The sequence below is a fragment of the Rheinheimera sp. ATLC3 genome, assembly GCF_059429535.1.
This window is the reverse complement of sequence record NZ_CM182103.1, coordinates 3,198,096-3,211,096: the sequence shown is the minus strand read 5'-3', so window position 1 is coordinate 3,211,096 and position 13,001 is coordinate 3,198,096. Positions and strand designations below refer to the sequence as shown.

Annotated in this window: 11 protein-coding genes; 3 read left to right on the top strand and 8 right to left on the bottom strand. The window is 47.9% G+C overall.

The features are described from left to right. Positions 1 to 1,056, top strand: coding sequence for a formimidoylglutamase (locus AC5SV9_RS14830; RefSeq protein ID WP_475151044.1), 1,056 nt, complete (start codon positions 1 to 3; stop codon positions 1,054 to 1,056). Here the strand turns inward: AC5SV9_RS14830 and AC5SV9_RS14825 are convergent. Continuing rightward, positions 1,043 to 2,572, bottom strand: a complete 1,530-nt coding sequence (locus AC5SV9_RS14825) for a putative bifunctional diguanylate cyclase/phosphodiesterase (RefSeq protein WP_475151046.1) — start codon at positions 2,570 to 2,572, stop codon at positions 1,043 to 1,045. The two genes, AC5SV9_RS14830 and AC5SV9_RS14825, sit on opposite strands and share 14 nt — an antisense overlap. 62 nt (positions 2,573 to 2,634) lie before the next feature. Next, complete coding sequence (hutI, locus tag AC5SV9_RS14820) at positions 2,635 to 3,861, bottom strand: imidazolonepropionase (protein ID WP_475151049.1); 1,227 nt, start codon at positions 3,859 to 3,861, stop codon at positions 2,635 to 2,637. Positions 3,862 to 3,960: 99 nt separating this feature from the next. Between hutI and hutC the strand changes: the two genes are divergently transcribed. Both hutC and AC5SV9_RS14810 read left to right on the top strand, forming a co-directional pair. After that, the gene (gene hutC, locus AC5SV9_RS14815) at positions 3,961 to 4,683 is read left to right on the top strand and encodes a histidine utilization transcriptional repressor HutC (RefSeq protein WP_475151051.1); all 723 of its coding nucleotides are present in this window, start codon (positions 3,961 to 3,963) and stop codon (positions 4,681 to 4,683) included. Between the two features lie 181 nt (positions 4,684 to 4,864). Further along, a complete protein-coding gene (locus AC5SV9_RS14810; RefSeq protein ID WP_475151052.1) occupies positions 4,865 to 6,895 on the top strand; it encodes a methyl-accepting chemotaxis protein in 2,031 nt (676 codons plus the stop codon). A gap of 184 nt (positions 6,896 to 7,079) precedes the next feature. On the opposite strand, the gene AC5SV9_RS14805 is transcribed toward AC5SV9_RS14810, so the two are convergent. The 6 genes from AC5SV9_RS14805 to typA all read right to left on the bottom strand — a co-directional run bounded on the left by AC5SV9_RS14805 (position 7,080) and on the right by typA (position 12,850). Continuing rightward, positions 7,080 to 7,697, bottom strand: a complete 618-nt coding sequence (locus AC5SV9_RS14805) for a restriction endonuclease (RefSeq protein WP_475151054.1) — start codon at positions 7,695 to 7,697, stop codon at positions 7,080 to 7,082. 110 nt (positions 7,698 to 7,807) lie between these two features. After that, entirely contained in the window at positions 7,808 to 8,617 is an 810-nt protein-coding gene (locus AC5SV9_RS14800) for an NAD-dependent epimerase/dehydratase family protein (RefSeq protein WP_475151056.1), read from the bottom strand. Further along, a complete protein-coding gene (locus tag AC5SV9_RS14795) occupies positions 8,614 to 9,537 on the bottom strand; it encodes a bifunctional GNAT family N-acetyltransferase/hotdog fold thioesterase (protein ID WP_475151058.1) in 924 nt (307 codons plus the stop codon). Before AC5SV9_RS14795 ends, AC5SV9_RS14800 begins: the two co-directional genes overlap by 4 nt. Positions 9,538 to 9,554: 17 nt before the next feature. Then, positions 9,555 to 9,992 carry a D-aminoacyl-tRNA deacylase gene (gene dtd / locus AC5SV9_RS14790; protein ID WP_475151061.1) on the bottom strand — a complete coding sequence of 146 codons (438 nt, stop codon included), beginning with the start codon at positions 9,990 to 9,992 and terminating at the stop codon, positions 9,555 to 9,557. A 4-nt stretch (positions 9,993 to 9,996) separates the two neighbouring features. After that, positions 9,997 to 10,890 (bottom strand): virulence factor BrkB family protein, encoded by an 894-nt coding sequence (locus tag AC5SV9_RS14785; RefSeq protein ID WP_475151063.1) that lies wholly within the window; start codon positions 10,888 to 10,890, stop codon positions 9,997 to 9,999. A 124-nt stretch (positions 10,891 to 11,014) separates the two neighbouring features. Continuing rightward, positions 11,015 to 12,850, bottom strand: coding sequence for a translational GTPase TypA (gene typA / locus AC5SV9_RS14780; RefSeq protein WP_475151065.1), 1,836 nt, complete (start codon positions 12,848 to 12,850; stop codon positions 11,015 to 11,017). Between the last annotated feature and the right edge of the window lie 151 nt (positions 12,851 to 13,001).

The window sequence follows — 13,001 nt, the reverse complement described above, 5'->3', positions numbered from 1 at the left end:
ATGCTTAACCTTTTTACCAGTTCGCAATTATCTCTTTTTTGCTCCGTTCGCAGCGGGGAAACCCGTTTAGGCCAGAGCATCACTCTGCCCGTCCCTGACGCAGATTGGCCACAGCAACTTAATCAGGCTGCAGTTGCCGGCTGCCGTTATGTATTACTGGGCATACCGGAAGATATCGGACCGAGGGCGAACCTGGGCCTGGCTGGCGCAGATAAAGGCTGGCAGGCATTTTTAACTAAGTTTTTAAACCTGCAGTCAAATGACTTTATTCCGGCAAAGCAAATCCTGCTGCTTGGTAACATTGAATGTACAGACCTGCAGCAGCAAGCCGACGTAAATAACACTGAGGGCGCATCAGTTGAGCAGTTGCGCCAGCTGGTTTCTATGTTAGATGAGCGTGTCGCAACAGTCGTCCAGGCGATATTTGACGCTGGTTTGTATCCGCTAGTAATCGGTGGTGGCCATAACAACAGCTACCCGCTGTTAAAAGCACTCAGTTTAAGCAGTGGACAAAAGGCAAACAGCGCTAATCTGGATCCTCATTCAGATTTCAGACCATTGGAAGGGCGGCACAGCGGTAATGGCTTCAGTTATGCCCATAATGCTGGTTATTTAGAGCACTATTTTGTATTGGGGTTGCATGAGCTGAAAAACTCCGCCGCAACCTTAACACAGTTACGTGACGCCGGCGCAGAATACTGCAGCTATCAGCGGATCTTTGTCCGGCAGGAACTGCACTACCAGCAAGCGCTGGATTTATGCATTGAGCACGTTGTACGCGGTCAGGGCGATATTGGTATTGAACTGGATACCGACAGTATCAGCCTGATGCCCGTCAGCGCCTTTACCAACTGCGGCTTAACTGTGCACAATGCCGAGCAATTCGTATTTAAGCTTGCCAAACTGCCGCGTAGCCGTTATTTGCATCTGGCGGAGGCGGCGCCAGTTCAGCATCCTGCAGGGTTATCCGCCGGGCTTAATGAAGCCGGGCAAGTGTTGGCTGCGCTGGTAGTAGCGTTTATTCAGGGCAAGCAGCATCAGGCTACTGCGATTTAGTATGTTGCTGCTGCCAGTGCTTCAGCCATACAGCAAAACCGCTTAGCTCAAAAGGCCTGGAATACAAAAAACCCTGCCCAAGGTTACACCCCATACGCAGCAATTTTTGCTCAACCTCTTTTTCTTCGACGCCTTCAGCTATGACACCCAACCCAAGATTACGTGCCATATCAATAATAGCTCCCGTAATAGCGGTATGGACATCAGACTTATGCAGATCGTTGATAAAAGAGCAGTCAACTTTCACAGACTGAACAGGCAGTTGCCGTAAATGTGATAGCGAGGATAAGCCAGTGCCAAAATCATCCAGCATCAACTCAACGCCCATTTTGTGCAGACGCTGCATCATACTGATAGACTGCGAGGGTTTAGCGGCAAAGGCACCTTCTTTTATTTCCAGGATCAACTGCTGTGGTTGGACATGATGCTTTGTAAACAGAATATCCAGGCTGTCAATCAGCTCATCCTGCAGTAGATCCTGACTGGAAATATTCACCGCAATTTTACCGTCCAGGCCAGCTTTATTAAGCTGGGCTATTGTCGCAATAGCTTCGCTCAACACCCACTGTGTCAGTGGATATATCACTCCGGTTTCCTCTGCCAGAGCCAGAAAACTATCAGGTGTCATCAGCCCACGGCTTGGATGCCGCCATCTTACAAACACTTCTCCTGCAAGCACCTCGCGGCTTTGCATGTCTACCTGCGGCTGCACGTACAATGCCAATTGCTGCTGTTCTATCGCTTGACGCAGCTCCGCCATCAGTGTCAGCTTATCGGTAGAATAGTGCAGCATTTCAGCATTGAATACCTGGCTCTGCCCTTGTAACCAACTGTGATGCTGCAGGGCCAGATACGCCCGCTCCAGCAATTCACTTAGCTGTGTGCCATGCTGAGGATAATGGGCAATACCGGAATGCAACTGATAATCAATAGTGCAGCCATGCACTATCATTGGCTCAGGTACTGTTTTCTCCAGATTGTCAGCCAGATACTCTGCCAGATGGGGCTTGCCGTTGCACGCTATCCACACAGCAAAATCAACACCTCCCAGGTGACAGAGGCGTACAGGCATTTGCTTTCGAAACTCGAATGTCAGTGCCTCTTCGGCCGTACTCAGCTGATCGTTAATGCGCTGGGCTAATTGCGCTAAAACCAGATTACTGTTGCTGTGTCCAAGCAGCTGATTAACCTTCTCAAACTGACTGATTTTCATCAGCAACAGCGAGAATGACTGCTCAGGTGCCCTTTTTAGCAGTTTATCTAACTGCTGCTGCAGAAAAAATTTATTTGGGAAGCCGCTGATATCATCATGCAAAGCATAAAACCCCAACACGGCTTTTTCTGCAGCCTTGTGTGCCTTGAGCAGTTTGCTCAGGCGGTATTTCAGCGCAAAGATGCTGATAACGGCCAGAGCTAATGCAATGCTTAGCATTCCAATAGCGCTGTATAATGCCAGATCAGCTTGCGCAGCTACCGGAAAACTTATTAAAAACAGACTACAACAGCGAAAAGACACCGCGTTACTCCAGTGCAATTTATGCTAATAGCTTAATCTAAATCACCCCGAAGTAAAGCAATTCACACCCTGTAGTTAACTTCTTTACCATTAATAATCAGCTGCTTAAGTTGATTAACACCAAACTGGTAGCATAGCTCCGCAGGCTGACTGATGCCATAGCAGACAAAATCCGCTTTCTGGCCGACAGCCAGCGTCCCCCTATCCTTTAACCCCAGCGCTAATGCCGCATACCGGGTTACCCCCAACAACGCCTCTTGTGGCGTTAAGCGAAACAACGTGCAAGCCATATTCAGCATTAAAGGTAATGAGCATAGTGGTGATGTGCCAGGGTTCAGATCTGTCGCTACAGCCATCGGAACCCGATACTGCCTTAACAACTCAATAGGAGGCAATTGAGTTTCCCGTAAAAAGTAATAAGCTCCCGGCAACAATACGGCAACCGTACCCGCCTTTGCCATAGCGGTAACACCAGCCTCATCCAGAAACTCAATATGATCGGCTGATAAGCCGCCAAACTCTGCAACCAGTGAGCTGCCTCCGATATTCGACAGCTGCTCAGCGTGAGCTTTCACTGGTAACCCAAGCTTATGGGCTGCAGAAAACACTCTACGGCTTTGCTCAGTGCTAAACCCTATACCCTCGCAAAATACGTCTACCGCATCGATCAGTTTTTGCTTATGCAATACCGGCATCATCTGACACACTGCATCTATGTAGCCATCTGAATTGTCTGTAAACTCGGCAGGCAACGCATGTGCGCCTAAAAAGGTTTTTTGCACTGAGACAGGGTGACACCGCTCTAGCTCGGCTGCAACCTCAAGAATTTTCTGCTCTGTCGCTAAATCCAGTCCATAGCCAGATTTAATCTCAACCGTCGTCACACCTTGCGACAACAGCATATTAAGACGCTCTTTCGCCAGCACAAACAGCTGCTCGTGGCTGGCTAAGCGGGTTGCTGCCACAGTTGATCTAATGCCGCCGCCAGCTGCTGCAATTTGTTGATAGTCAGCACCGTTTAGCCGCATTTCAAACTCATTGGCCCGGCTACCGGCATATATCAGATGAGTATGACAGTCGATAAAGCCGGGCAATATCCACTGCCCTCTGGCGTCATACATAGGGGTAGTTAAACTGTCGAACGCGGGCAGGTCGTTACGTTTTCCGACAAAAGCAATTAAGCCATCTTTTACCGCCAACACGGCATCTTCAATACTGCCATAAGGCTCTCCATTATCGGTCATGGTGGCAATACTGGCATTTATCCAGATAGCATCGAACTGTTGCATAGCGGCTCTCCTGACTGCGGTATTAAAATTATTCTACACCACCAACTTGTATATACAACAAAGCTGCAGTATTTTTTATCCAACCAAACAGGAGGTGTTATGGCGACTGCCAAATTTGCGGAAATAAAGGAATTCATACTGGGCCAGATTGAAATAGCCGCCTGGCCAGAGCATAGCAGGGTGCCCTCTGAAAATGAACTGGCTGAACAGTTCAGCGTAAGCAGGATGACTGCGCGTCGGGCGCTGCAGGAGCTAACAGAGCAAGGCATTTTATACCGCACGCAAGGCGTTGGCAGCTTTGTGGCCGCACTGAAATCTCAATCTTCTTTGCTGGAAATTCGTAATATTGCTGACGAAATACACAGCCGGGGGCATGCTTACAGTGCTCGCCTGCTGCAGCTTACGGAACTGCCCTGCCCGACAATAGTGGCAAGCGCACTGGGGCTGCGCCGCAATGATGCGGTGTACTTCTCGTTGATTGTGCACCTGGAGGATAATCAGCCGCTGCAGTTGGAAGCACGTTATGTCAACCCGCGACTGATACCGGACTATGTAAAGCAGGACTTTAATCAACAAACCCCACACCAGTATTTGAGTTTCATTGCGCCACTGACAGAAGCCGAGCACACGGTAGAAGCGATATGGCCAGATGATTTTACCTGTAAACATCTGATGCTAAAAAAGGCAGAACCCTGCCTTAGACTCACCCGCCGCACTTTTAGCCGTGAAGGCGCAGTCAGCCTGGCTTACTTAACATCGCCCGGTAGCCGTTATCGTTTAGGCGGTCAGCTGAATTTGTCTCTGCAGCGAAACTCAAACTGATTGACTAACACAGTCGTTTACGCTGCGAGAACGCAGCACCATTTTAGTGCCGTTGCCCCAAATTTGTTCATGTACCGATTTACTGGCTAGACCAGTATAACTTTCTTTGTTAATTTCAGGTTGTTTCCAAAGCGTCTGGTGTCTATGTTTAAGACACTGTAACAGTGCGGAGTTTGCCTGAGTGTTTACATTAAAAGTTGCCCATAAGGTCATCATTGGCTTTGGTTTTATTGCTCTGCTACTGTTACTTTCCAGCGGCTCGGCATTAGTCAGCTTTTCTGCAGTTAGCCGGTCCAGTGAACTGGTAAATCAGCAGGCTGTGCCGGTGCAACAACAAAGCAATATGGCGCAGATACAACTGCTGAAACTGGCAAAATTATCAGCGTTAGGTTACACCGCTGACAATGCAGCTGCCATCAGCCAGTATCAGCAACAGTTTAACATTGGCAGTGATGCTCTGCGTGTACAGCTAGCCAGCCTGACACAGCTTACCCGCAACGAACCTTCTTTCACTCAAACACTCAGTACCATTGACAATCACTATCAGCAGTACGCTTCTGCAGTAAGTGGTATGTTTAGTAGTCATCTGAACAGCATTGCTTTGCAGCGGCAGGTCAGTGATGAGTTAAAACAGCTTGAGCAGCTTATTGACAATATCGGGGCAAACTTACTGGATATTTCCTATCTGGAGCTGCCTGGCGGCGAACAACAGATGGAACTGATCGCCGGCAGTGCAAACCGTATCGACGGACAATTGCTCGGGCTACTCAACACGCTAAAAGAAGTCGCCGGATATACAGAATTGACCGCAGCCGAAGCTGCAGGCGAAAACATAAGTTTTGCCTTAAGTGATATGCAGGCCAATATTGACTATATGGCTAATCTTGTTGCCAGGCAGAATACTGATGGCTTATGGCAGGCAGTCACTGAACAATTAGCAAACTTAACAGAAAAATTAGAAGCCGATACCGGCCTGTCACAACTGAAACTGCAACAAGTTAAAGCGCAACAAGACGCGCGGATACAGCTTAATTTGTCCGAGACAAGGGTTGAACAAGTGGTAACAGCGCTTGATACACTGCTGACAGATGCTGATACCCAGTTTAGTCTGCTACAGCAAAAAGTATCTGATACCGTCAGCTCAGGAAGCGCCCGCACACTCGGTCTGATGTTAATTCTTGTTATTTTAGCAGTGGCCGCCGCTTACCTGACCATTAATGCTATGTTGCGCCCACTGGCCGGCATCAATAAAGTGTTAGGTGACATCGCTGGCGGTAATCTTACCCGTAAACTCAACATAACAAACCAGGACGAATTTGGCGCCCTCGCAGCTAAAGTAAACAGCCTGATCAATTCGCTAAGTGCGCTGATTGTCAATATTCAGCAGAATGCCAGCGATCTGAGTCAGAACGCCAGCCAATCAGCTTATGAAGTTGGTGAAATTAATGATTCATTGCAGCATCAACAACAACAGATTGCCGAAGTTAACCACATCACCCGTCAACTCGCTGACAGTACAAGGGATATTGCCCGCCAATCTACTGAATCGACCACTGCGATGCACCAGGCCTTAGAGCAAGGCAAGCAGATAGATTTAATTGCCGGGAAAAATAATGAACTGATTAACCGTCTGGCACAGCAGTTAACCACCACCAGTAATGCGATGAGTCGCGTCAATGATGAAGCTAACAATATTGGCGGTATCTTGGCGACAATCAGAGGCATCGCTGAGCAAACAAACTTACTGGCGCTAAATGCCGCTATAGAAGCCGCACGAGCTGGCGAACAAGGTCGCGGGTTTGCTGTTGTGGCAGATGAGGTCAGGTCTCTGGCTAGCAGAACCCAACAAGCTACTGATGAAATCCGGCAGATGATTGAAACTCTGCAATTGCAAAGCAAACAGGCAGTATCCGAAATAACAGACGGTAAAACAGATGCCGATCTCTGTGTTGCGCAAACTCTGGAATTAGTATCAGCCTTGAGCCTGGTAACAGCAGCTATCGCGCAAACTCAAACTATCAGCAATAGGGTCCATGCTGCCACTGAAACTCAGCTTGCTCTAGGCAACACCATCGACGATAACATGCAGCAAATGATCGACGTAGCTCAGGTCAGTAGCGAGAAAGCGCAGCGCACGTTACAGCACAGTGATGGTGTATCCGAGCTGGCAGCAGCCTTACAGCAAGCTGCCAGTGCATTTAAAATATCCTGACTAACACTTAGGTAAAATGAGGTGGCGGCATCCTGCCGCCAGGTTTATTCCTATACGCAGAAAAAGGCTGGACAATGTCCAGCCAGGCAGGAAGTATTTTATGTCCTGTTGTTTTTATCGATTCCTTTCGCACTTCATAGTGCCAAATATTCTTAAAAAAACCCGATGAAAATATGATATCAGCTCAAACCATGGCAAATTGTTGCACACGCTGCAATTTTTGTTGCTTTTTCAGGCTTTTCGCATCAAGTAACTCAATATTGGCTTCACGGGCGAAAATCCAGGCCTGGCTGCTAAAACCAGCGAAGCTAACCACCACACCACTGGTAAAATCAGCAGCCAGCATTTGCTGAAACAGCGCTCTTATCTGATTAATATCAACCGCTTGCTCTTTTTGTTGTAGCAATACCAACTTTTCGGTATCTGTACCTTGCAGGCATTTATACTCTGGGCTTACACGGGAAGAATTGCACAGCTTGCCCTGGCGCAACAAAAACTGCTCAGCCTCCTGCAAAAATTGATTCTGTTTGTCTTTAGATGACAATAAAGTACGCAGCGGCATAGGAAAGCCAAACAGGCGATGCTGTTCGTCTAGCTCAAAGAATGCCATGACATTAAATATTAACGCGACAACAAACATCAGAACAAAAGTCCACAGCATAAAAGCTGACCAGAATGCCGACAGCACCCAGTTATTATTGCTAAGCAGTAACGAATGTTCGGCAAACAGTAGATAAATAGCGCCGGCAATAATACCAAGGGCAGTACTGACTGAAGAAATGACCAACCATTTATTTTTCATAACACCCTCAACTCCATCTGTTGAGTGAAGAGTATCAGGCGGCAGAAATATATTTTCTTAATAAGAAGCTGATAAATGCTTTATAAAAGCTATGACAGAACAAATAACACTCAAAAACAGTATGTTAAAGCATCAGCGGCTGACGAAAAGCGATACTTGAAATCAAACTTACGACAAAACTCTTCTGCCAATACATGGCGCGATGGCGTAGCGTCCTGCACAAATGTTACCTCTGTTTGCGCCAATTCTGCAGCCTGCAAATAGAATTCTTCACGTGTTATCAGTACAGGGCAGCTAAGATTGTACAGCCCTGACGACCAGGCATTATCAGCTATCAGCGTCTTAACCGCAGACAGAATATCCAAGGCATGTACCATATTCACAGCACCATTAGGGTTGGACAACGTTTTACCTGCCACGCTGTGCCCAGGGTGTCTGCCAGGCCCCATCAATCCGGCCAAACGTAGCGTAATGCAATGCGGAAATTGCTGTAACGCCTGCTCTCCAGCGTATAACAGCTGCACTCTCGGATGCAGGCTAAATAACTCACTGCTCTCGTCGACCTGTCCGGTATTTCCCTGATATATGCCCGTCGAACTGCAATGAATTACTGCCGTACTTTTTGCCCGTACCATCAACTGATACAAATTTTGCAGGGATGTCTGATAATTATTGCCTGCCTCACCGCGCCCAGGCGGGATTGCACATACCACCAACGCAGCATTGAATAACTCAAGCAACTGCTTATTCTCTGTGAAATCTGACAGCTCCAGGTTCAGTACCTGGCCAGATATCGTTGCAGGGAGCTTAGCCAGAACGTCAGAAGAACGGCGGGTAACAAGCAATTGATGGCCTTCCCGCGCCAACGGCAAGGCCAGTTGTCGCCCTAGCCAACCGTAGCCCACTATTACAATCTTCACGCTTTATGATCTGCCTTGCCTGTTACAGGCAACACTGCATAACGGCCATGAAACTCAGCGCAAATCTCGCCGGCGCACAGAACCTGCACCTTAATTTTCTGGACAGCTTTGCGTCCTTCCGCAAGAGGCATCAAATCACCAACGCAATGCTGCAAAACGCAACGTGCAACAGGTTCAGCAGTCACCGGCTTTATATACCGGATATCCGCATTTGCCAGTACCTGATCGCCCTGCAAACCAAGCGCTCTCAATTGCAGATACAGCATCCCCCAACCTGTTAACGTCGCCAAGGTATAAATACTGCCAGCGAACATCGTCTTATGCAGATTGATATTTGGCGCCATCGGCGCTGTGCATTGAAATTTATTGCCATCGAAATTATCGATATTCAGCTGCATAAACTGACTGACCGGGATAGTTTGCAGCCAGGTCTTGCTGAGCTCATCACACCATAATCTGAACTGAGCGTCGTCTTTGCTCAGACGTACCGTTTTACGCATAACATAGTGACGAATGCCAAACTGCTCAGGAGCAGGTGACATGCTGTGATAGCCAGAGCGCTGATAAAAAGCCAGAGCGGTATCACGGGCATTCAGCTGAACATGGGTACAGCCCCACGCCGCCGCCTGCGCCTCAAGACCAGCCAGGATCCGGCTGCCGGCTCCTTTTCCCTGATGCGCTGTCGCAACCGCCATATATCTGACCTGCGCTGTAGTAACATCTATTTTATGCAGCCTGCCTGCTGCCGCGATAGTGTTATGCTCATCAACCAGCATAAGATGATAAGCAGTATCTTCTAAATCATCCCGCTCAGACCCTAACGGCTGCTGCCAGGGTTCACGTAGTATCTGCCAGCGCAGCTGATAGTAGTCATTCCGCTCCTGCTCTGTATCGGGCGAGCGTAATTGCCAATGCCACATAGGTACTACTCCGGATACTAAATCTTTAATAAAAAGGTTACAGGCCCGTCATTAACGAGACTAACCTGCATATCAGCGCCGAATTGTCCGGTAACGGTATTAATACCCAGTGCCTGACAACAAACAACAAACTGCTGGTAATACTGCAGAGCCTTCTGTGGCTGCGCAGCTGGCGTAAAACTCGGACGCAGACCGGATTGCGTATCCGCTGCCAGTGTAAACTGCGACACAACCAGAACGCTGCCACCGGCTTGCTGCACATTCAGATTCATTTTACCTTGAGCATCAGCAAACATCCGATAGTGACACACTTTATGTGCCAGTTTCCCTATGTCTGCCTCGGTGTCTTCTGCTTCAACCCCCAGCAATACCAGAATGCCGTTGTCGATTTGTGCAATACAACGCTCATCAACACTTACCGATGCTTGCTTTACTCTTTGTATTAATGCTTTCAAATTATCAATCCGTCTTCACTTCTGGCTCTGGGCTGATTTGATCCGGATCATCGGCATCAGCAGGTTCAGTGTCTGCGGCTATTTGCTGCAGTAGCGCTGTCAGTTCCGCTCCCAGCAGTACTACCAACCAGCACAAATATATCCAGACAAATAAAATAGGCACCAGAGCAAGTGCGCCATAAATAGTGTCGTATGAAGGAAAATGGGCGATGTAGAAGCCGAAGCCGCGTTTAGATAACTCAAACAGCAGAGTTGCCAGTAACGCACCATAAAAAGCATGGCGTGAGCGCACTTTAATGTTGGGTACCACAACATACAGGATAAAAAATGCCAGCATCGAAATAAGGTAAGGCACTATCCCCAGCGCGAATGTCGATAAGCCCGGCGTATAGTTCTCCGCAAAACGGGTCAGCCCAACCAGATATGAACTCAGTACGATAGATGAGCCGAATAATATTGGCCCCAGTGTCAGTATCATCCAGTAGATGGAAAACGAAATAATCGGCCTGGGCCGTTTTGTCACCCGCCAGATCTTATTCAGCGTCTTATCGATATTGTAAATCAGCAGCAGCGCCACTATCACCAGCGCCATAATACCTACAGCCGTCATGCCACCGGTATTACCAATAAACTGGCTGATATAAGTTTGAATTTCCTCTCCACGGGATGGAATTACATTGGCGTACACAAAAGTTTCGATACTTTGTCTGAACTGGCTAAACATTGGGAATGCACGCAGCATTGAAAATATGACAGCGATAAAAGGAACCAGTGACAACAAGGAAATATAGGCCAGATACCCACCTATTACAGTGATCTGATCTTGCTGACAGCGCTGAGCATACAACCTGATAAATCGTTTTGCGGTATCAAAATAATGTCGCCAGTCTGGTTTCATAATGTCTCCAAGTAGTGCTTACAGTTTGAGGATACAAGAAAAGCAGAGAAGCAACCAGCGCCGAACGGAAGTCTGTACAAACAAAAAAGCCGGTAAATTACCGGCTTTTTTAATCTAAGCTGTATCAGTCAGCACTACGGCTGGCACGTTTACGGTCATTTTCGGTTAAATGACGCTTACGGATACGGATTGACTTTGGCGTTACCTCTACCAGCTCGTCATCATCAATAAACTCCAGTGCCTGCTCCAACGTATAGCGAACTGGTGGCACCAGGTTAATCGCCTCATCAGTGCCTGAAGCCCGTACGTTAGTCAACTGCTTACCTTTCAAACAGTTAACAGTTAAGTCATTACTGCGGCTGTGAATACCGATAACCTGACCTTCGTACACTTCTTCTGCGTGGCTAATAAACATGCGGCCACGCTCCTGCAGTGAGAAAATCGCGTAACCCGCTGCTTTACCCATCGCATTTGAAATCATTACGCCATTTTGACGCTGACCGATAGTACCGCCTTTATGCTCACCGTAGTGATCAAAGCTATGATACATCAAACCCGTACCTGAGGTGATTGTCATGAACTCGGTACGGAAACCAATCAGACCACGGCTTGGCATCAGGAAGTCCATACGGATACGGCCTTTACCATCTGGCTGCATATTGGTCATTTCGGCTTTACGCTCACCCATTTTCTCCATGATCGACCCCTGATGAGGCTCCTCACAGTCAATGGTCACGTTCTCCATTGGTTCCATTTTCACGCCATCAACCACTTTCATGATCACTTCCGGGCGTGATACCGCTAATTCGAAACCTTCACGGCGCATGTTCTCAATCAATACGCCAAGGTGCAGTTCACCACGGCCTGATACTTTAAATTTGTCACCGTCATCGGTTTCTTCAACCCGCAGTGCCACGTTATGTTTCAGTTCGTTATTTAAGCGTTCTAAAATCTGGCGTGACGTAACAAACTTACCTTCTTTACCGGCAAACGGAGAGGTGTTTACCTGGAAGGTCATCGTAACAGTAGGTTCATCTACCTGCAGCGCCGGTAAAGCTTCAACTTTAGTGGTTGCACAGATGGTATCAGAGATTTTTAGTTCACCAAGGCCGGTAAAGGCAACGATATCACCGGCAGAAGCTTCTGTTGTTTCAACACGCTCTAAGCCTAAATAACCAAATACCTGACCCACTTTACCGTTGCGCTTGCTGCCGTCTGCACCGACGATTGTTACCTGCTGGTTAGGTTTTAAGGCACCACGTTTAATACGGCCGATACCGATGATGCCTAAATAGCTTGAGTAATCCAGCTGCGATACCTGCAACTGCGTTTCGCCATCGAGCTCAACCGCTGGTGGTGCAACATGATCCACAATCGCCTGGAACAAGTCAGTAATATCCGCTTTAGGCTCGTTGTGATCCAGCGTTGCCCAGCCATTTAGCGCAGAGGCATACACAATCGGGAAGTCCAACTGCTCATCGGTAGCGCCTAAGTTATCGAACAGGTCAAACACCTGGTCAATAACCCAATCCGGACGTGCACCCGGGCGGTCAATTTTATTTACAACAACAATCGGTTTTAAGCCATGAGCAAAAGCTTTTTGCGTAACAAAACGGGTCTGCGGCATCGGGCCGTCTACTGCGTCTACCAGCAATAACACCGAGTCGGCCATAGACAGAACACGCTCTACCTCACCACCGAAATCAGCGTGGCCCGGCGTATCCAGAATATTAATATGGTAGCCGTTCCAGCGTACTGACGTATTTTTCGCCAGAATAGTAATACCGCGCTCAGACTCCTGCGCGTTGGAGTCCATGACGCGCTCCTGCATTTTTGCGCGGGCATCGAAGGTGCCAGACTGCTGCAGCAGTTTGTCAACCAAAGTGGTTTTACCATGGTCAACGTGCGCAATAATGGCAACGTTGCGCAGCTTATCTAAATTTGTTGCAGTGACGCTCATGTGAACTATCCTCTGTGGCACTAGATGACCATAATGACCACCAGGCAAAACTAACTGAAACGAAAGGGCGCACATTCTACTCTGTTTTTACAAGGAAAGAAAAACTGCAACTGAGAATTAGGCAAATTTTTTTAGCGAACAGTAAATCAAT